This is a genomic window from Pseudomonas sp. UBT (assembly GCF_050915955.1).
Taxonomy (GTDB): Bacteria; Pseudomonadota; Gammaproteobacteria; order Pseudomonadales; family Pseudomonadaceae; genus Aquipseudomonas; species Aquipseudomonas antarctica_A.
The window spans coordinates 361,413-380,425 of the sequence record NZ_CP168081.1 but is presented as its reverse complement, the minus strand read 5'-3'; the positions used below and the strand labels follow the sequence as shown (position 1 = coordinate 380,425).

The 19,013-nt window shown below is 59.9% G+C and carries 15 protein-coding genes; 4 read left to right on the top strand and 11 right to left on the bottom strand.

Annotated features, from left to right (window positions below; translation table 11 throughout):
• Window positions 1–100: 100 nt before the first annotated feature.
• Together ACDZ94_RS26160 and ACDZ94_RS26155 are read right to left on the bottom strand one after the other, a co-directional pair.
• The gene (locus ACDZ94_RS26160) at window positions 101–1,204 is read right to left on the bottom strand and encodes a P1 family peptidase (protein WP_064452319.1); all 1,104 of its coding nucleotides are present in this window, start codon (window positions 1,202–1,204) and stop codon (window positions 101–103) included.
• A gap of 9 nt (window positions 1,205–1,213) precedes the next feature.
• Window positions 1,214–2,578: an APC family permease gene (locus ACDZ94_RS26155; protein ID WP_064452318.1), complete on the bottom strand. Its 1,365-nt coding sequence runs from the start codon at window positions 2,576–2,578 to the stop codon at window positions 1,214–1,216.
• A gap of 199 nt (window positions 2,579–2,777) precedes the next feature.
• Between ACDZ94_RS26155 and ACDZ94_RS26150 the strand changes: the two genes are divergently transcribed.
• The gene (locus tag ACDZ94_RS26150; protein WP_221294674.1) at window positions 2,778–3,563 is read left to right on the top strand and encodes a helix-turn-helix transcriptional regulator; all 786 of its coding nucleotides are present in this window, start codon (window positions 2,778–2,780) and stop codon (window positions 3,561–3,563) included.
• Window positions 3,564–3,644: 81 nt separating this feature from the next.
• On the opposite strand, the gene ACDZ94_RS26145 is transcribed toward ACDZ94_RS26150, so the two are convergent.
• The 4 genes from ACDZ94_RS26145 to ACDZ94_RS26130 form a co-directional block, all read right to left on the bottom strand.
• Window positions 3,645–4,724, bottom strand: coding sequence for a polyamine ABC transporter substrate-binding protein (locus ACDZ94_RS26145; protein ID WP_064452316.1), 1,080 nt, complete (start codon window positions 4,722–4,724; stop codon window positions 3,645–3,647).
• 87 nt (window positions 4,725–4,811) lie between these two features.
• Entirely contained in the window at window positions 4,812–5,180 is a 369-nt protein-coding gene (locus ACDZ94_RS26140; protein ID WP_432751646.1) for a cupin domain-containing protein, read from the bottom strand.
• A gap of 26 nt (window positions 5,181–5,206) precedes the next feature.
• Window positions 5,207–6,613, bottom strand: coding sequence for an NAD(P)/FAD-dependent oxidoreductase (locus ACDZ94_RS26135; RefSeq protein WP_221294673.1), 1,407 nt, complete (start codon window positions 6,611–6,613; stop codon window positions 5,207–5,209).
• A gap of 49 nt (window positions 6,614–6,662) precedes the next feature.
• Complete coding sequence (locus ACDZ94_RS26130; protein WP_064452313.1) at window positions 6,663–7,472, bottom strand: helix-turn-helix transcriptional regulator; 810 nt, start codon at window positions 7,470–7,472, stop codon at window positions 6,663–6,665.
• A 257-nt stretch (window positions 7,473–7,729) separates the two neighbouring features.
• Between ACDZ94_RS26130 and ACDZ94_RS26125 the strand changes: the two genes are divergently transcribed.
• The gene (locus ACDZ94_RS26125; RefSeq protein ID WP_064452312.1) at window positions 7,730–8,002 is read left to right on the top strand and encodes a DUF1652 domain-containing protein; all 273 of its coding nucleotides are present in this window, start codon (window positions 7,730–7,732) and stop codon (window positions 8,000–8,002) included.
• Window positions 8,003–8,075: 73 nt separating this feature from the next.
• Here ACDZ94_RS26125 and ACDZ94_RS26120 read toward each other — a convergent pair whose 3' ends face one another.
• Window positions 8,076–10,526 carry a UvrD-helicase domain-containing protein gene (locus tag ACDZ94_RS26120; RefSeq protein WP_432751645.1) on the bottom strand — a complete coding sequence of 817 codons (2,451 nt, stop codon included), beginning with the start codon at window positions 10,524–10,526 and terminating at the stop codon, window positions 8,076–8,078.
• A gap of 218 nt (window positions 10,527–10,744) precedes the next feature.
• Here ACDZ94_RS26120 and ACDZ94_RS26115 point away from each other — a divergent pair, with 218 nt between their 5' ends.
• Window positions 10,745–11,440 carry a pirin family protein gene (locus tag ACDZ94_RS26115; protein ID WP_064452310.1) on the top strand — a complete coding sequence of 232 codons (696 nt, stop codon included), beginning with the start codon at window positions 10,745–10,747 and terminating at the stop codon, window positions 11,438–11,440.
• A 67-nt stretch (window positions 11,441–11,507) separates the two neighbouring features.
• On the opposite strand, the gene pgm is transcribed toward ACDZ94_RS26115, so the two are convergent.
• The 4 genes from pgm to ACDZ94_RS26095 all read right to left on the bottom strand — a co-directional run bounded on the left by pgm (window position 11,508) and on the right by ACDZ94_RS26095 (window position 17,830).
• Window positions 11,508–13,151, bottom strand: coding sequence for a phosphoglucomutase (alpha-D-glucose-1,6-bisphosphate-dependent) (pgm, locus tag ACDZ94_RS26110; protein WP_432751644.1), 1,644 nt, complete (start codon window positions 13,149–13,151; stop codon window positions 11,508–11,510).
• 106 nt (window positions 13,152–13,257) lie between these two features.
• On the bottom strand, window positions 13,258–14,664 hold the full coding sequence (locus tag ACDZ94_RS26105) for a PLP-dependent aminotransferase family protein (protein ID WP_432751643.1): 1,407 nt from the start codon (window positions 14,662–14,664) through the stop codon (window positions 13,258–13,260).
• Window positions 14,661–16,091 carry a hypothetical protein gene (locus tag ACDZ94_RS26100; protein WP_432751642.1) on the bottom strand — a complete coding sequence of 477 codons (1,431 nt, stop codon included), beginning with the start codon at window positions 16,089–16,091 and terminating at the stop codon, window positions 14,661–14,663. Before ACDZ94_RS26100 ends, ACDZ94_RS26105 begins: the two co-directional genes overlap by 4 nt.
• Window positions 16,092–16,807: 716 nt before the next feature.
• Complete coding sequence (locus ACDZ94_RS26095; RefSeq protein WP_064452306.1) at window positions 16,808–17,830, bottom strand: zinc-dependent alcohol dehydrogenase family protein; 1,023 nt, start codon at window positions 17,828–17,830, stop codon at window positions 16,808–16,810.
• A 268-nt stretch (window positions 17,831–18,098) separates the two neighbouring features.
• On the opposite strand from ACDZ94_RS26095, the gene ACDZ94_RS26090 reads away from it, so the two are divergent.
• Window positions 18,099–19,013, top strand: coding sequence for a LysR substrate-binding domain-containing protein (locus ACDZ94_RS26090; RefSeq protein ID WP_064452305.1), 915 nt, complete (start codon window positions 18,099–18,101; stop codon window positions 19,011–19,013).

Genomic DNA, 19,013 nt, shown 5'->3' with positions numbered 1-19,013 from the left:
TGAGCGGCGCACTTGAATAATGGATCCAATATATTGTCACGGTGTCATTGGCGACATTAAAGAGCCATTACTTAGACTATTTAATTAACGTTGTCCCCTATTACCGGGACACACCCCAACCCGACTTGCCTAATGCCTCCAATAAGGTCTCGCCCGCCAACCCAGGCACCTGGACGCCGTCATCCGTGGTCATGGCCTCGCCGGCCAGCATGGCATTGATGATCGCCTCCTCCACCGCCTCGGCCGCAGCGCTGAACAGCGGCGAAATATGGTCGTTATTGACCATGCGCAACACGGTGCTCAGCGGCAGGTCCTTGCGCGCGTAATCCGCCGGCGGTAGCGCGTGATTGCCGGTGGCGAAGGCCAGGAACAGGTCGCCGCTGGAATCCTCGGTGCCGCCGCCGGTGCGGGCAATGCCGATGGAGGCGCGCTGCGCCAGGCGCTTGCATTGATGGGGCAGCAGCGGCGCGTCAGTGGCGATAATTACCACGATCGAGCCCATGCCCGGCGTGCCCCGTTCGGCGAACGGTGAAGCAATGCCCATCAACTGGCGGCCCACCGGGTAGCCATCCACCCGCAGTTCCTGGCGTTTGCCATGGTTGGCCTGCACCAATACACCGACGGTCCAGCCGCCTTGCGCTTCAGGCAAACGTCGGGACGCCGTGCCGATGCCGCCCTTGAACTCATGGCAGATCATGCCGGTGCCGCCGCCCACCGCGCCCTCCTGCACCGGGCCGCTCTCGGCAGTGTCCAGCGCCTGGCGCACATGCTCGGGTTTGACGTGTTGGCCCCAGATGTCGTTGAGCAGGCCATCGTAGGTTTCCATGACGACCGGCATGCACCAGTACACCGCCGGGTCCGCCAGGCGCTCGCGCTCCAGGGCGATCAAGGTGTCACGCACGATACCGATGCTATGGGTGTTGGTGATGGCCATTGGCGTGGTCAACAACCCGGCCTCGCTGATCCACTCAAGGCCGGTGGCGTCGCCATTGCCATTGAGCACGTGGTAGCCGGCAAAACACGGCTGGTGCCGCGCCTCTCCGGCGCGCGGCTGGATCACGGTGACGCCCGTGCGCACCTGCTTGCCGTCGATACGGGTCTTGAGCGTACTGTGGCCGACCCGGACGCCTGGAACATCGGTGATAGCATTCAATTCGCCAGGCGTACCCAGCCCCAACGTGATGCCCAATTGACGTGCACGCATACCCACTCCTTACAATTTCTGAAACGCCGGACTCGACCGGCCACTGATGCAATACAAAATCACCGACAAGGCCAGCAAGCCGATGATAATCATGATGTCGCGCACGGACGCTTGTGCAACCAGGGTCACCAGCAAATAACCCGCGCCCAGCACCGCCAACAGCGCCGGCAGCGGCCACAACGGCATGCGATAGGGATGTTCGCGATCACGCAGGAGCACCCGGCTCATCAGCGCGCTCATCGCCACCACCAGGTACACCAGCATGATCAGCAACACGCTGAACGAAGTGAGGTCCGCCAGGTTGGAGCTGAAGCTCAGCAGCGCCGAGGGAATGGCCAGGAACAATGTCGCCAGCCACGGCGAATCCCAGCGCGGGTGAATGCGTGTGAACAGTGTGTTGATGCGCGGCGTCCACAAGGCATCGCGGCCACTGCTGAACACCACGCGACCAATCTGAATAACGATGGCGACGATTGCGTTGAACACCGACAGGAAGATCCCCGCGCTGACCAGTCGGGATAAGGTTTCATTGCCATGGCTGGTCAGCAAATAACCAATCGGGTCCGGGCTGCTGATCATCGCACTCAGCGACGGCGCGCCGATCAACAGCGCGGTGATAGGCACCAGCTCGATCACCACCACCAGGCCCAGCGACCACAACACCGCCTTGTGCACGCCTTTACCACCGCACTTCATGTCCTCGGCGAGCAAGACGGCCGGGCCGTAACCATTGAACGAGAACAGGCCGATACCCACCGCACCGATCACCAACGCCCAAGGCGCCAGGTGCAGCACGCCGTTTTCGACGATCTGCGGTTGAAACAACACGCTGGCGGGCTGCACCGGGTTACCGAAGCCGATAAACACGATGACCAGCAACGCCGCCACTTCCAACAGCAGGCAGGTGCCGGTGATCCAGGCATTGAGCTTGATATTGAGGATGCCCAAGGCGTAGCTGCACACCACAATCACCAGGGCCACGGTTTGCGAATCGAATCTCGTGCCCAGGGCGTTGTTCAGGTAAGTCGCCGCCCCCGTCGCCAGTACCGGCGGGATAAACAGCAACATCACCAATACCGTCAGAAACGTGGCATAACCCGCCATACCGCCAAATACCCGCTTGGCATACACGTATTCACCCCCGGCGCTGTTGTGCGCCCGGCCCAGTTCGGCGTAACAGAACGCGAACATCAGGGCGAGCACCGCAGCCATCACAAACGCCAGGAATACACCACTGCCCGCTTGCTGGATGGCAAAGGGCGCAATCACAAACACGGAACTGGCCGGCGTGACCGCCGAAACCGTAATGGCCACCACATCGAAAACGCTCAGCGTTGGCTTGAGCACGCCATCTGGCGCGGGGGAAGCACTCATATCGTTATCCTCTGTCGTTGTTTTTGGTAGGAGGCAGAAACGAAAAGTCGGGCTTTTGCGGGATATGTTTCCCACTGGACAGTGGCAAAGGTAAACGCTGTGTTTATGTCGGCCAATTCCCCTATTGGCGTACTCCCCTTGACGGTACTCGTTAAAAGCCGAACCCTTGGCCGATCTTTTGATGGCGGGAGCCTGTTACATGAGCCTGTTCAGAGAGGTCAGCATGCACGCCGGTTTGGGGCGTACCGTCGCGCACATCGGCACCGAGCGGTTCTGGAAACAGCTGGTGTTGTTGCTGCACCAATGCCTGCCGTTCGATAACGCGTTAGCGATTTTCTATCCCAAAGGCGGCCCGCCCCAGGCCCTGGAAGAATACGACGCCCAGCCCAGCAGCAAACCAGCGTCGATGCTGGTGTACCTCAATGGTTTGTATTTGCTCGACCCGTTTTACCAGGCCTGTCGCGAGGGCTACGCCAGCGGCGTGTACCGCCTGGAGGAAGTGGCACCGGACCATTTTCGCCAGAGTGAATACTTCCTCAACTACTTCCACGACAACGTGCTGGAGGACGAGGTGCAGTTCATTCTGCAATTGCCGGGAATGGGCACCTTGTCGTTATCGCTGGGCATGCAACGGCGGTTCAGCGTTGAAGAAACCGGGCTGATGGCCATGCTGGCGGCATGGGTGCTGCCGTTGATGCAGCAGCATTGGCAGCAAAGTACCCTGCGCGCGCCGGCCATGGACAGCCAGATCAGGGATGCGCTGAGCCATTTCGGCAGCGGCGTACTCTCGGAACGCGAACTGGAAGTCGCGCGCCTGGTACTGCGCGGTTTTTCGTCCAAAGCCATGGCCGAGCGCCTGAAGATCTCGCCGGACACCGTGAAGGTGCACCGGCGCCACCTGTACGCGAAGCTGGATGTTTCGTCACAGCCGGAACTGTTTTCGTTGTTCATCCAGTCGCTGGGGCATGACCTGGAAAACCCCTGATCTTTGGCCCCTTTGCAGTCTGAATGTGGGAGCAAGCCGCCTCCCACACAAGCCTGCTCCCACAGGGGTGCTGCGTTCTGCCTAGCGCCCGGTACGAATGGTGTTCCACACCCGCGTACGAATCCGGTCGATATTCAGCGGCATCGCCTCCAGCGCGAACAACTTGCCCATCATTTCCGGGCTCGGGTACACCTTGGTGTCGGCTTTGATCGCCGGGTCCACCAGGCTATCGGCCGCCGCGTTGCCGTTGGCGTAGCGCACGTAGTTGGTGATGCTGGCCATCACGTCCGGGCGCAGCAGGTAGTTCATGAACGCATAACCGGCTTTTTCGTCAGGCGCATCGGCGGGCATGGCGACCATGTCGAACCAGATGGCCGCGCCTTCCTTGGGAATGCTGTAGCCAATGTTCACGCCGTTCTTGGCTTCCTTGGCGCGGCTTTCGGCCTGCAGGATGTCGCCGGAGAACCCGACGGCTACGCAAATATCGCCGTTGGCCAGGTCGGCGGTGTATTTCGAGGAGTGGAAGTACGCCACATACGGCCGCACTTTCATCAGCAGGTCTTCGGCCTTCTTGTAGTCCTCGGCCTTCTTGCTGTGGTGCGGCAAGCCCAGGTAGTTGAGCGCGGCCGGCAGCAGTTCCGGGCCGTTGTCGAGGATCGCGACCCCGCACTTCTGCAACTTGGCCATGTTTTCGGGCTTGAAGATCAAATCCCAGGAGTCCACCGGCGCGTTGTCGCCCAGTACCGCCTTGACCTTGTCGATGTTGTAGCCAATGCCGGTGCTGCCCCACAGGTACGGGAAGCCATGGGTATTGCCCGGGTCGTTGTTCTCCAAGGCCTTGAGCAACACCGGGTTGAGGTTTTTCCAGTTGGGCAGCTGGCGCTTGTCGAGCTTTTTCAGGGCGCCGCCCTGGATCTGCCGGGCCATGAAATGGTTGGACGGGAACACCACGTCGTAGCCGGATTTGCCGGTCATCAACTTACCATCGAGGGTTTCGTTGCTGTCGTACACGTCGTAGGTGAAACCGATGCCGGTTTCTTTCTGGAAGTTCTTGGTGGTGTCCGGTGCGATGTAGTCCGACCAGTTGTAGATCTTCACCGTCTCGGCGGCCTGACTGATAGAGGCCACCAACATCAAGGGCAACAGGGCAATGGCTTTCATGGTTCGATTTCCTGGCGGTTTTAGGGCTGTTTTTATGGCAGGAGAACAAAAGGCAGCTGCAAGCGTTCAGCTGCAAGCTGTAAGCTTTTAGTCTTGAGGCTTGCAGCTGGGCGCTTGCAGCATCAGTACGTAGGTCTTGCGCACGGTTTCCTGGATATCCCAGACCCCGGTGCTGTTGGCCGGCAACATCAGTGCATCGCCGGTTTGTAGGTGGACGACTTCACCGTTGTCGGGGGTGAAGGTGCAGCGGCCCTGGATAAAGTGGCAAAACTCCTGGGATTTGATCTGCCGACGCCAGCGCCCTGGCGTGCATGCCCAGATGCCGGTTTCGACGCCGTCGTTACGCTCTACGCTCAAGGTCGAGGCCACGGCGACGGGCTCGCCCAAGGGCACGGCCACAGGTGATGAGTCCGGCAAGTGGGCATTCAGCGCGTCTTTGAATTGAGTGATGCTCATGGGGCTTCTCGTGTGAGTGAAACGTCTTAGTGCATGAAACTTTCCATGAACCCCGCCACGCCGGTCGCCAACTTGCGGCGCCAAGGCGCGGTACTGGGGTTGGCCAACACCTGGTCTTCATGGACAAAACTGCGAATGATCGCGTTGTAGCCCAGCCAGCGGCATGGCTCGGGCTCCCAGGCTTTGAGCGCGTCCAGGCCACGTTCGCGGATCACCCAGGGCTGCGTGGTCAAGGGTGTGTCGAGGCCGAGAATCAGATCGGCCAGGGTGCGGCCGCCGAGGTTGGTGGCGCCTACGCCCTCCCCGCCATAACCGCCGGACAGCGCGATGCCGGTCTTGTGGTCGCACAACATGTGCGGCCGGAAGTTACGCGACATCCCAAGGTTGCCGCCCCAGGAGTGGGTAATCTTTACGTTCTTAAGCTGTGGGAAGAGTTCGCCAAACAGGTAGCGACGCAGCTCCACTTCGCTGTCGGTCAGGTCAAAGTTGTGGCGCAACTTACCGGCGAACTGGTAGCCGCCACGGGCGCCGAATACCAAACGGTTATCGGCTGAACGCTGGCCATAGGTGACCTGCCGACTGCTCTCGCCAAACGCCTGGCCATGGCTCAAGCCAATTTCATCCCAGGTGCTGGCGGGCAGCGGCTCGGTGGCGACAATCAAGCTTTGTACCGGTAACTGATAGCGCCCCAACGGCGGCAAAGTAGTGGCGTAGCCTTCGACTGCCGGCACCACCCAAGCCGCGCGCACGCTGGCATTCGCGGTGCGCAGGCTGCCGGACTGCCAATGGGTGACCGGGCTGTTTTCGTAGATGGTGACGCCCATGCCCTCCACCACTTTCGCCAGGCCGCGCACCAGCTTGGCGGGGTTGATGGTCGCGACATGGGGCGCATAAATACCGCCATAGGGCTTGGCGATGCGGATCTGTTCGGCCAGTTGTTGCGGGCTCAGCCAGCGATAATCGGCTTCGGTCAGGCCTTGGGCATAGAGCTTGTCCAGGTAACGCCGCAGGCTGCCTTCTTGCTCGGGGTAACGCGCGGCGCAGTAAAGCGCGCCACCCTTGCGGTAGTCGCAGTCGATGCCTTCGCGGGCCAGCACCCGGGCCACTTCATCGGGGATGCCGTGCAGCAGGTCAAATGAAGCACGGCGCTGTTGCGGTGAAAGCCCGGCCAGCAGGCGGTCTTCACCCAGCAAGTTGCCCATCAGCCAGCCGCCGTTGCGGCCCGAAGCACCGAAGCCTGCGGTCTGCGCCTCGATAATCGCGATTTTCAACTCGGGGGCCTGGCGTTTCAGGTAATAAGCGGTCCACAGGCCGGTGTACCCGGCGCCGATAATGGCCACATTGACGTCCAGGTCATGCTCAAGCGACGGCCGTGCTTGCAGCGGCTCGTCCAACTGGTCCATCCATAAACTGATAGTGCGCCATGCCGGCATGCCAAATTCCCCAACCTCGTTTCGATAGGCTGGATCCTAGAGCGCGGTGTTATTGGCTGTCTTGCGCGCGTGCACGCAGGGAAATTTGTTTGACGTAGGCCTTCGGCGATTGGCCAGTGTGCTGGCGAAACGCACTGTAGAACGCCGACAGCGAGTTGAAACCGGCAGCGAATGCCAGGTCATCGACTTTTATCGGCGGCACGGCGGTCTCCAGCGCGGCCAGCAAATGCTGGAGCCGGGCCTGGTTGACGTAGCGGTAGAAGCTCTGCCCGAGCACCTGGTTCAGCAGGTAAGAAATCTGATTGCGGCTGTAGCCAACTTCCTTGGCCACCCGCTGCAAATCCAGTTCCGGGTCCAGGTAGGGTTGCTTGAGTTCGAAGTATTGCTGCAGGTCTTTGGCCATATGCCCCAATTGCTGGGGGGACAGGCCCAAGCGGCTGACCGTCGGGCGCATGGCCTGGGTGGGCTGCTCGTGGACCAGGGACGCATACTCGTTTACACGCCAGATCAGGCCATCGCGCACGGTGATGGCTTCGCTGGTGCGAAACGACACCAGGCCCTGCCCGCCGCGCAAAGTAATGCGGTACTGAATAAACGCAGTGTCGCCGTCGGCGCGGATACGGTCGGTGTGCTCAATCGCCTCATCGGCGCCACGGGGCATGCTGGCTTGCAGGTAATCACGCAACTCGGCGTAACCGACGACGCGGTTCTGGAAGAAGTCGTGGTACTGGATGTCGGGGTGGTAGTAGGACATGACGCCATCCAGGTCTCGATGCCGCCAACACAAATGGTGGCGCAAGACCAGCTCGCCGGTGGCGTGAGTGTTTTGGCAAGCATCGTCTGGGGCGATGTTGGGCATGTAAGGCTCGGTGACGGATAAACGACTGAGATTGCCCAATTTTAGCGGGCCCTTCAATGGCCAAACGGAACTTCTGGCTAGTGGCCTTTTGCCTAGTTTGTAGTAGGACGTGACCTACATCAACCTAACGGAAGAGAACCGCCGAACGGGGCCAAAAAACTCACCGTCGACTTGCGAACGGATGCTATTTTGAAGTGAGTCGATGCCATGACCAGTGACGGTCCTGGCCCCCTGCCGCGAGCTAAAGGAAGCGCTCAATGAACAAGGTGGGCAACATGAACAAAGTGACGTTCCCCAACGCGTGCCAGCTGATGCGCTGGCATTTTCATCCGGTGGGCTTTGAGGGGAGCATGGACGCCCCTGGCAGTATGGTCGCCCGTCTGTTCGACCGTGGCACGGGCGAAACATTGATTGCCATTGCCGGCATCCCCTGCGCGACCGTGATGAATGCCGCCGATGTGGAGCGAATCATCGAGGCGGTTGAGGATGAGCTGGAGAGTTTCGTGCCACCGCTGTCCTTGCGGGCTTGAACCCACCGATCAAACAGAAGAGATCAGCCTGTGGGAGTCGGCTTGCCCGCTCCCACAGGAGGATTGCGTGTATCTACTGATTACGCTGATCGTCAAAAAACGCTTTTCTGCCGTCGACTCGCTCTGACGCCCGGGGCACATTCACGCCCTGGCCTTCCGGCTTCTCCACATACCAATAGCAATGGCTCACCGCACGGGTAATCCCGACATAGGCCAGACGCAGCACTTCGTCTTTTTGTGCAGCGTCATACGGCTCGCTGTCACCCTCATTGCCCAGGCCCGCCATGCGGTAGACCTGGTTCTTGTAGGGCGAACTCGTAACGTGTTGGCAATCCCCAAGCAGGAATACCGCATCCGCTTGCAGGCCTTTGGCGCTGTGATAGGTCAGTTGCTTCAAGCGGCGCGCGTGCGGCGGCAAACTAGAATCCACATTAACTACCGACTGAATATGCTCTTGAATCAGTAACTTATCGCTACTTTTTCGATAAAGCATTAACACTGATTCGCCTTTTTGATAGTGCTCCAGCAACCGGCGACCCAACGCAGCATCGTCCCGCTCCAGCACCGCAACAGGCACCGTTGCCTTGGGTTCGCCACTGGCTTTGGCCTTCTTGCCGGGGATCGCCGGTGCGGCACGCACGATATGCTCGGCGGCGTCGATGATGTGCTGATGGCTGCGGTAATTCTCACTGAGCATCACGCGGGTGGTGCTCGGCGACGGGAATTCCTTGTTGAACGCCATAAAATACTTGGGCGAGCTACCGCGCCAACCATAAATCGACTGCCAGTCATCGCCCACGCACAACAAGGACGAGCGTTGTGCGCCACGGCCCACGTGCATCGCCGGGCCTCGGCTACGGATCTCGCGCAGGCTGGCCCGCAGCCAGGAGACGATCTGCGGTGAGACATCCTGAAACTCATCAATCATCAGGTGCGACATCGGCCGCAGCAGCGGGTCGCTGAGCAACTTGAGGTTTTCCGGGGTGTTTTCGCCGAACAGCGAGAACATCCGGTTGTAGGTCATGATCGGCGGGGATTGATCCAGCAGGTGGTCTTCCAGGGCCTTCCAGAAAATACTCAGGGCTTCAAAGAAGAACCGGTCCGGGTCGTCCTTGGCGAAGCTCATTTGGCCAACAGCCGTCGGTACGTCCAACCCGAGGTTCTCGATAAACCCGGCCGCCATGACAAAACTGTCCAACAGCGGCGCCGACGACAGCTCACCTTTGACCTTGTAATCAAAACCGGGCCCGGCGGCGGCGTCACCGGCAAGGCTGCTTAAAAGACGCTTTGATGACTCGTAACTATCTATCCATATCAAAGGCTTACGACAGAAAGCTTGAAACAGGGTGCGTTTTACCGCCCACTCCGCGCGTACCGATAGTTTCGCGTTTGGGCGACTGACCTGGGCATTTTCCCGCGAATCGAAACCCAGCATGACCCAGGCATCCAATTCCGGGATATAACCGTGGCAATGAAACTGCGCGCCGTTGATTTCGAACGTCTGGCGGCTGGGCTCAATGCCCTTGATCGGCCAGGCGCCAGCGCGAAACCACAGGTCCTCGATCACATCGCAGAGTTCTTCATCGCGCTTGGCTGCCAGTTCGGTCACGGCTACCCGCTTCTGTACGTCCGGGTGATCGCGCTCCAGCTCCTTGAGTTGCAGGCCGTGACGCGCCAACGGGGTAATCAGCTCGCGAAAGCGCTCATGGCGGCCATGCAGCCGGTGATAACAGGCATTCATCTGTTGGCGCTGGGCATCGCTGATGCGCAGGTCGAACGGGTTGCCGTCGGCGTCCTCGACACCGCTGCTGAGGTTTTCGAAGGCTTGCAGCCGTTCAAACCCCGGCAGGCTGCGGACCATCGGCAGAATGCGCGAGTGAAAGGTGCGCACCACCGCCTGAGCGTCTTTGAAGCCAAGGGGTTGGCCCCACAGGCCGAGAATTTCCATGAGCTTGTTGATGAAGTCCTTGCGCGACTCGCGGGTGAACGTCACCACGGTCATCGAGCTCAGCTCAAAGCCCAAGTAATGGGTCAGCAGCAGTATGCGCAGCACCAGCGAGGTGGACTTGCCAGCACCCGCGCCCGCAATCACTGAGGTCGAGGGTGTGTCGCTGAAAATCATCTTCCATTGCGCGGCACTTGGCTGTGCATGGGCCGGCAGCAAGCGCGCCACGTCAGCCTTCATGCGTTTCTTCACCTCGGCGGTGAGTGGCAGCCGCCAGTCGTCGAACAAACTGTCATCCACACCCGGTGCACGGTGCTCATCAGGGCGAAAGTCGCGGATCAGCAACACCTGCCGACCTTCCTCTATACCGTCGGCCTTGCCCTCGCGATAACCATACTCCACACCCGCCTCATGCCCGCTGCGGAACCCATCGGCCTGACCGTGCAGCCACGAAAACCGATGCTGCGCGCGCAGGCGCGTGAGGCCATGGCCAAACAAACGCGCGGCAAGGCGTTTGAGCCAGGGCATTTCGTTTAACGGGCGCAGCTCGGGGGGCAGATCAGGCGTTTGTTGCGGCACGCGGACTCCAGCGATGAGGTTGGTTTTGGCGAAGGCGCCATGGTCGCCGGAATCGGCGCTCAGTTCCAGCCAATTGCTTTGACGTCATGCAGTTAGGCGACGAAGTAAAAGTCAAAACGCCAGCAACCAATCGAATCAACTGATAGGAATCAGGCATTTTTTACGCTTTTTATCGATCTTGCACTGCAGGATGATGGGCCCATCAACAGGAGACGATCATGCTTGAACTTCGACCTTTCAATACCCTGGGCGGCGCACATCATGGCTGGCTCGACGCTCATCATCACTTTTCATTCGCCGAATACCACGACCCCAAGCGCATGCACTGGGGCAATCTGCGGGTGTGGAACGATGACATCATCGCGCCAGGTACCGGCTTCCCCCAGCACCCGCACCGCGACATGGAAATCATCACTTATGTGCGTGAAGGCGCCATCAGCCATGCCGACAACCTGGGCAACAAGGGCCGTACCGAGGCTGGCGACGTGCAGGTAATGAGCGCCGGCACCGGGATTGCCCACAGCGAATACAACCTGGAAGCCACGCCGACCAAGATTTTCCAGATCTGGATCATCCCGAATGAAGCCGGCTTGCCGCCCTCCTGGGGTGCCAAACCTTTCCCGAAGGGTGATCGCGAGGGATTTGTGACATTGGCCAGCGGCAAAGCCGGTGACAGTGAAAGCCTGCGCATTCGTGCCGATGCACGCCTGGTGGCAGCCAACCTGAAAGCGGGTGAGAGTGCCGAGTATCGGCTGGACAGCGGACGTCGGGCGTATCTGGTGCCAGCGACGGGGGTGATTGAGGTCAATGGCTTACGGGCGCAAGCTCGAGACGGTGTGGCGGTTGAGGATGAGCAGGTGTTGCGGGTGACGGCGATTGAAGACAGCGAAATCGTGTTGGTCGACCTGGCCTGATGTGACGCTTTGCGCCAAGCAAAAAAGTGGGAGGGAGCAAGCCCCTCCCACTTTTGGTTTGGCGTAATTACTGGCTGATGGCGCCGTCTACCAGCACCTGTGCTTCTTCCACCAACTGCTTGAGGTGATCTTCGCCAATAAAGCTCTCGGCGTAGATCTTGTAGATGTCCTCGGTGCCCGATGGCCGCGCGGCGAACCAGCCGTTTTCGGTCATCACTTTCAAACCGCCAATGGCCTGGTTATTACCCGGCGCATGGCTAAGGATTTGTTGGATGCTCTCCCCGGCCAATTGCGTGGACGTGACCTGCTCCGGCGACAGTTTGCCCAACAGGGCCTTCTGCGCCGGGGTGGCCTTGGCATCCACACGAATCGCGAACGGCTCGCCCAGGGCGTCGGTCAGGCCACGGTAGATCTGGCTTGGGTCCTGGCCTTTGCGCGAGGTCATCTCCGCCGCCAGCAAAGCCGGGATCAAGCCGTCCTTGTCGGTGCTCCACACGGTGCCGTCTTTACGCAGGAACGAGGCGCCAGCGCTTTCTTCGCCGCCAAAGCCCAGCGAACCTTCGAACAGGCCATCGGCAAACCACTTGAAGCCGACCGGCACTTCGTACAGGCGACGACCGATACGGGTGGCGACGCGATCAATCAAGCCGCTGCTGACCACGGTCTTGCCCACGGCCGCGTCAGCACGCCAGTCAGGACGGTTCTGGAACAGGTAATCAATGGACACTGCCAGGTAGTTGTTCGGTGCCAGCAGGCCACCGGACGGAGTGACGATGCCATGGCGGTCGTGGTCCGGGTCGCAGGCGAAGGCCACGTCAAAGCGCTCTTTGAGGCCGATCAAGCCTTGCATGGCATAGCTGGAGGACGGGTCCATGCGGATCTGACCGTCCCAATCGACGCTCATGAAGCGGAACGTGGCGTCCACTTCGGTGTTCACCACATCGAGGTTCAAACGGTAGTGCTCGGCAATTGCCGACCAGTAGCGCACCCCTGCGCCACCCAACGGATCGACACCCAGGCGCAGATCGGCGCTGCGGATGGCGTCCATGTCGATCACATTGACCAGGTCGGCCACGTAGCTGTTGAGGTAGTCGTGGCGGTGCGTGGTATCCGCCTTGAGCGCCTGGGCGTGGGTGATGCGTTTGACCCCGGCCAGTTTGTTGGCCAGCAGCTCGTTGGCCTTGGCTTCGATCCACTTGGTCACGTGGGTATCGGCCGGGCCGCCGTTGGGTGGGTTGTACTTGTAGCCGCCGCTTTGTGGCGGGTTGTGCGACGGCGTAATCACGATGCCGTCCGCCAGGCCAGTGGTACGGCCACGGTTGTAGCAAATGATGGCGTGAGAAATGGCCGGGGTCGGTGTGTATTCATCGCCTTCGGCCAGCATGACGTGCACACCGTTGGCCGCCAGGACTTCCAGGGCGCTGGCACCGGCAGGTGTCGACAGCGCGTGGGTGTCCAGGCCGACGAACAAAGGACCATTGATACCTTGGGCTTCACGGTACAGGCAGATGGCCTGGCTGATGGCGAGCACATGCCATTCGTTGAAGCTCAGCTCAAACGAGCTGCCGCGGTGCCCGGAGGTACCAAAGGCCACACGCTGTGTGGAGATCGCTGCATCAGGCTGGCCGGTGTAATAGGCCGTGACCAGTCGCGGGATATCCACCAGCAACTGAGCTGGGGCCGGCTTGCCCGCAAAAGGACTGATTGTCATGCATAAACCTCGATAAAGAAGGATTCGGAAAAAATGACAGTTTACTGAGAGTTGGACTACTGCGCGACGGTATCGATCCTACAGCGGCAAGAGAAATTTCATGCGCTTAGGCAATCTGTGCCTGTCGCAGCGCCTCGCCCAGTGTCGCCAGGGCAATCTCCAGGTTGGGCTGGCCATGGAAAGTATGGCTTAAACGCAGGTGCTGATGATGCAGGCCGCCGATGCTGAACAGTTCTCCGGGCGCAATCACCACCTGCCGCGCCAGCAAGTGCTGGAATACCTGGCGCATGTCCACTGTTTGAGTGGAGCTTAACCAGAACGCGCCACCCCCTGCGGGCATCCGATAGCTCACTTGATCACCCAGATGCCGGTCCAGGTACTGGCTCATTTCGCTCGCCTGTTCACGCAGCAAACGGCGCAAGTCGTGCAGGTGCTGGTCGATTCGCCCACTCTGATACAAGCGTGCAATCGCGCGTTGGCGAATGGAGGACAACCGGAACGAACGCAACAGGAACTGGCGCTGCAATTCGCCGCTCAGGTGCCGCGACAGCGCATAACCAAAAGGCGCCTCTGGCCCGAGTATTTTCTCGAATGAGGAAAACACCACCAATCGTTCAGGGTTGACGAGGTCGCGCAGTGCCGCCTGGGGCGGCTTGAAGCCCAGCTCACCGCAGGTGTCGTTTTCGAGCAGCCAGCAATCGTACTGGTCAAGCAGTTTCGCCACGCCCAGGCGGTCGCGAGGCTGCATCGCAACCGCCGACGGCAGGCTGACCGACGATGACAGCAACACCAGGTGCACCGGCTCACTGCGCAGCATCCCTTCGAGCGTCACCAGGTCCAGGCTGCCATCGTCGCCCCAGGGCCACTCGAGGATGCGCACCCCGGCATCCTGCAGCACGCGCAGGATCAGCCAGTCGCAGGGCGACTCGACGATCACCGTGGAGCCCCGCAAGCCCAACACCTCAATGAGAATGTCGAGCACGCCTCGCAGGTCAGCACCGATATACACGTCGTCGGCATGCCAGCAACGCGTCGGCGACGTGGTATAGCGTGCCGCCAGTGCCGCTCTCAGTTCCCAAACGCCACATGGCTGGGACCACGGCTGCAAATGACGCGGATACTGGCGCACCAGCTCGCGCTCCAGCCCCAGCATGGTGCCGTCCAGCGACGCCAGCAACGCAGGTTCATCGCCGCTGAGTACCACCATGCCTGGGCGGCGAGCCGCCACATAGAGGCGTTCGAGTAAATCCCCACTGGGCCATGTGTCAGGGCTACCCGCCAGCGGCCAAGCGTAATAGCCCGACTTGGCCACCGAATACACCCGGCCCTCTTTCTCCAACAGCGAGTACGCGTATTGAATGGTGGAGATCGATACATTCAGACGCTGGGATAACTGGCGCAACGACGGCAGTTTCACCCGAGCATCGCTACTGACCTCATTGATCAAGTTGATCATGTAGCGATAGACCGCCTGATAAGCGAAGTCTACTTGCCGCGCCCCTCGCAGCGTCATCGGCCGGACAGCTGACAGGCCATGCTGCCACTGGCCATGGGCCTTTGCGTCAGACCGCTACGTATGCCACCAGGGGCAAGCGTCATCGGCCGCTTGCGGTACAGATGTTGAAGCAAGGACAGCGGCAGCCCACTGGCGTCGGCCACCCATTGCTGCAGCATCTCGGCGGCGGGCTTGCCCTGCAGCATCTTGTGCAGTTCGGGCAACGCCACCAGCATTCCGGGGTGGCACTGACGCAAGTAACCTTCCAGTCGCTCACCGTGATGGATAAAGGGTGAAAACAACAGGCAGGTCAGTTGGCTTTCATCCAGGCCGAAGAACTGCTGGGCGTAAGTGCTCGACACGACGCGCTCCTCGCGGTTGACGGCCCGGGTCACCAGCTCTTCGGGAACATGCCGACGCCGTAGGTACTCACGCGCGAGCACCAGGAACTCATCGACGCCCTCCTCGTAACGCAACTCGCGCAGGCATTCGGCCTGCAGGCCTCGCAGGTGCGCCATCAACAACGGATTGGCAAAGGCTGGATGGCTGAAATGAAAGCCCAGCGGGTCCGGTGTGTAGCCCATGAACTCGGTGAGCAACGGTGCACGAGCGCGCTCGATACCCTCGAGCAGGTCGGCCATTCCGATGTACGCCAAGTTGCGGTGCCCACCCGAGCTGATGTCGGCCTTTGGCACGTAGTGCTCGCCGTACAGGTCGCGGTAGAAGTCGCCGCTCCATTCATCCATGCGCTTGAACAGCCCGTTGAGCGAGGAAGGCTGGCCCTTCGGGGAGCTGACACCCCTGGCTTGGGCGGCCTTTTTCAGCCAGGCGAGGAGCTGGCTCTGTTTACGCGTGGAATCGCCGCTGACCAATGCATGCACGCCGCCTTTCCAGGCCGTGACACGCTGATAGAAATCACCCAGGGCCAAGTAGGTCTCGTTGCACAGGGTGGCGCGAATATCGCCGGAGGTCAGATGCCCCACCATCAACATGTTGCGCTGGTGGGTTTCACAGGCACGGCCGGATACCGGACGCTGGTGATTGAAGGGCAGCACCTGTTCGTTGTCGACCATCAGCAGCTCGACGCGGTGGTCATCGTGGAAAAACAATCGGGTGTAACCGCGATGAATCGCGTCGAGGGTGTCTTGAGTCATGCCCGCGTGGCACAGCGTGGCGACCCGTAGCTGGAACGTCCTGGGCGATCGCCCGGCAATACTCAGTTGTGCGGCACGCAGCAGTGCCAGGGTGTAGCTGCTGACTTCGCCGCCGCCGTGGGCCACCAGCACTTTGTAATCCCCCACTTGCTCCATTCCGCCTGCGGCCACGACGATACGCTGAATCAACAATTGAAGTGCTGTGCGCTCCGCACGTGTGAAATACCCGACTAAGCGTTGTTGAACTTGCTGGTAAACATAATTCATAGCCTGTTCGTGAATAGCGCTCATAGCTCTACTACCTGAGTTGAAATATCAGTTTCAAACAACTACCGAGCGTAGTTGCCCGATCTCTTGCATGTGTAATGACGTTGCCCGTGGCACAGTGTTCGCGATAAAAAACACTAGCATCTTGCAACAAACCGATGGACTGCGTACTTCGCACGTCCGAGAGCACTCGCGGCGCCGAAAGCCTGTGCAACAAGCATCCAGCCCATTACAGCAGTGCTCCTAGGAATATTCAGACAAACTCCTACAACCCTTTAACCATGGTTTAAAAGAGCCATCCGACAAATAAAAACCTCTAAACTTTGATCTTCGTTTGCGTATTGATTGATATCCGCCGTGAAAGGCCCCGCTTCCTCGGAGCTGGATAAGCACTGCATCACGCGTCATGGCGGGAAGTACCGGCCGCCGTATCAGATTGTCATTCATTACTCAGTCCTTGAGTTGAAAGTGAAGCACCAATTATCAGGACTGAAATAATGAATAACAGATACAGAACCTGGCCGAAAACCAGTTCAGACAGTTATCAGGAATTACGTTGAAGAGGCACACACAAGAACGCCGCGCTGAATTTCAGGGCGGCGCCGGGGAGAAAGGTATCGTTTACAGGACTGACAGGCACCTGCGCGTTTCAGCCACCGCGCGGGTTAAACCCTTTCAAATGGCGCATTTGCCCCATGCGCCCGGGGTTTTGAAGACTTATTTGCGAATATTCCTACATCTCAAACAGCTTCAACCTGCAACGCAACACGCTCGCGGCACGGACATTCGTCCATATAACGGTGCGCTTCCACGAACTGGTTGAACGCAAACACCGTGGTTTTCAGTGGCACCAACACCCGATCGGCCGTCAGTTGGTTGATATCGCGCAACGCACGTTGCAACGCCACATGGTCCTGAATGATGCCCAGTTCCGGCTTTCCGGTGAAGTTACCGATACAGTGCACGAAGAATTGAATGTTCTTCTGGAAGGCTGCGCACGCCGGGAATGGCGTCTGGTTGCCGCCTTGCAGGCCATAGAGCACCAGGCTGCCACGCGGCGCCAGGACATCGCCCAGCAATGACATCTGCGGACCGCCCAAGCCATCGAACACCACATCCACGCCGCGGTTATCGGTGTACTTGTTGATCTGCATGAGCAAGTCCTGCTCCTCGGTGACGATGACCTTTTCCGCCCCCAGGGACAGTAAGTACTCACGCTCCGCGCTGTCCTTGGTCGCGGCAATCACCCGCACACCCAAGGCCTTGCCCAGCTGTACGAACGAGGGACCGGCACAGTGGCTGGCGTCGGTCACCAAGGCAAATTGACCGGGCTTGACCCGCGCCAGATCCATGTAGGCAAAGTAGGCAATCAGCAGCGGCGTGTAGTGCACGCTGGCTTGAATCGGGCTCAAGACGTCCGGGTAGCGGGTCAAGGCCGAACGGGGCAAGACGATCTGCTCGCCATACACCGGGTAATCATTGGGGCTCTCGGCCGGAAAACTGGCCACTTTATCGCCCACAGCCAAATCATCCACGCCCTCACCGAGGGCGACGACCACACCGGCCATTTCATGACCAAGGCCGGACGGCAAACGTGCATGCGAGGACGCCAGGTTCTGGCGCCACAAAATGTCATACCAGCTGATGCCAATCGCTTCGACACGCACCTGCACTTCGCCCGGTGCGGGCTGTGCGGCTGCATGCTCTTCGCATTTGAGCACCTCGGCCGGACCAAACTTGTGAAAACGGATCGTGCGGGACATCGCAAACCTCGTCAAAGTAACCTCTAATGCCATGAACTCTATCTGGGCTTTCCAGCTAAGGCCATCGGTCGGCGTTAATAGTCGACATGCCTGTCATTGATTCCGCAACCGAGGAATAGACCTCAACTCCTGTAGGAAAACTCAATTATCTTGTGCAGAGTACCAGCCTTTCCCCGTAAGATTCATGCCGGTCATGCGTCTAAGTGGAACCTGAGGGTTCTGAATATGGCCGTTCACGTCAAGTTTGCTGACTCTTCCAGGACACAAGATGAACCGTAACGACCTGCGTCGTGTCGACCTTAACCTCTTGATCGTATTCGAAACCTTGATGCATGAGCGCAGCGTGACCCGCGCCGCCGAGAAGCTGTTCCTCGGCCAGCCGGCCATCAGTGCGGCCTTGTCGCGTCTGCGCGGGCTGTTTGATGACCCGCTGTTTGTGCGCACCGGGCGCAGCATGGAGCCGTCGGCACGCGCTGTAGAAATCTTCGCCCTGCTCTCCCCGGCCCTGGACTCGATTTCCACCGCCGTGAGCCGTGCCGCCGAGTTCGACCCGGCCACCAGCACCGCCGTGTTCCGTATCGGCCTGTCCGACGACGTCGAATTCGCCCTGCTTCCCCAATTGCTCAAACGCCTGCGTGCCGAAGCCCCCGGCATCGTGCTGGTGGTGCGCCGCGTCAACTACATCCTGATGCCGGGCCTCCTGGCCTCCGGTGAGATCTCCATCGGCGTCAGCTACACCGCCGACCTGCCGGCCAACGCCAAGCGCAAAGTGCTGCGTCGCAGCCTGCCAAAACTGCTGCGTGCCGACAGCGTGCCCGGCTCGCTGAGCCTGGACGACTTCTGCGCGCGCCCCCACGCCCTGGTGTCCTTCGCGGGCGACCTGAGCGGGTTTATTGACGAAGAGTTGGAAAAGCTCAATCGCAAACGCCACGTGGTACTGGCTGTGCCGCAGTTCAATGGGCTGGGCACCTTGCTGGCGGGCACCGACATTCTGGCCACCGTGCCGGACTATGCAGCCGAGGCCCTGACAGCGGCGGGCGGCCTTCGGGCCGAAGACCCGCCGTTGCCGGTGCGTAGCTTTGAACTGCATATGGCCTGGCGCGGGTCGCAGGATAACGACCCGGGAGAGCGGTGGCTGCGGTCGCGGATTCAGATGTTTTTTGGTGACCCGGACAGCCTCTGA

What these genes read in the sequence shown, in the direction of transcription:
- ACDZ94_RS26160 (WP_064452319.1), bottom strand. Translation starts at nt 1,204, where the DNA reads ATGCGTGCACGTCAATTGGGCATCACGTTGGGGCTGGGTACGCCTGGC.
- ACDZ94_RS26125 (WP_064452312.1), top strand. Translation starts at nt 7,730, where the DNA reads ATGAACAAGGTGGGCAACATGAACAAAGTGACGTTCCCCAACGCGTGC.
- ACDZ94_RS26105 (WP_432751643.1), bottom strand. Translation starts at nt 14,664, where the DNA reads ATGACGCTGCGAGGGGCGCGGCAAGTAGACTTCGCTTATCAGGCGGTC.
- ACDZ94_RS26100 (WP_432751642.1), bottom strand. Translation starts at nt 16,091, where the DNA reads ATGAGCGCTATTCACGAACAGGCTATGAATTATGTTTACCAGCAAGTT.
- ACDZ94_RS26095 (WP_064452306.1), bottom strand. Translation starts at nt 17,830, where the DNA reads ATGTCCCGCACGATCCGTTTTCACAAGTTTGGTCCGGCCGAGGTGCTC.
- ACDZ94_RS26090 (WP_064452305.1), top strand. Translation starts at nt 18,099, where the DNA reads ATGAACCGTAACGACCTGCGTCGTGTCGACCTTAACCTCTTGATCGTA.
- ACDZ94_RS26130 (WP_064452313.1), bottom strand. Translation starts at nt 7,472, where the DNA reads ATGCCCAACATCGCCCCAGACGATGCTTGCCAAAACACTCACGCCACC.
- ACDZ94_RS26115 (WP_064452310.1), top strand. Translation starts at nt 10,745, where the DNA reads ATGCTTGAACTTCGACCTTTCAATACCCTGGGCGGCGCACATCATGGC.
- ACDZ94_RS26145 (WP_064452316.1), bottom strand. Translation starts at nt 4,724, where the DNA reads ATGAAAGCCATTGCCCTGTTGCCCTTGATGTTGGTGGCCTCTATCAGT.
- ACDZ94_RS26135 (WP_221294673.1), bottom strand. Translation starts at nt 6,613, where the DNA reads ATGCCGGCATGGCGCACTATCAGTTTATGGATGGACCAGTTGGACGAG.
- pgm (WP_432751644.1), bottom strand. Translation starts at nt 13,151, where the DNA reads ATGACAATCAGTCCTTTTGCGGGCAAGCCGGCCCCAGCTCAGTTGCTG.
- ACDZ94_RS26155 (WP_064452318.1), bottom strand. Translation starts at nt 2,578, where the DNA reads ATGAGTGCTTCCCCCGCGCCAGATGGCGTGCTCAAGCCAACGCTGAGC.
- ACDZ94_RS26150 (WP_221294674.1), top strand. Translation starts at nt 2,778, where the DNA reads ATGAGCCTGTTCAGAGAGGTCAGCATGCACGCCGGTTTGGGGCGTACC.
- ACDZ94_RS26140 (WP_432751646.1), bottom strand. Translation starts at nt 5,180, where the DNA reads ATGAGCATCACTCAATTCAAAGACGCGCTGAATGCCCACTTGCCGGAC.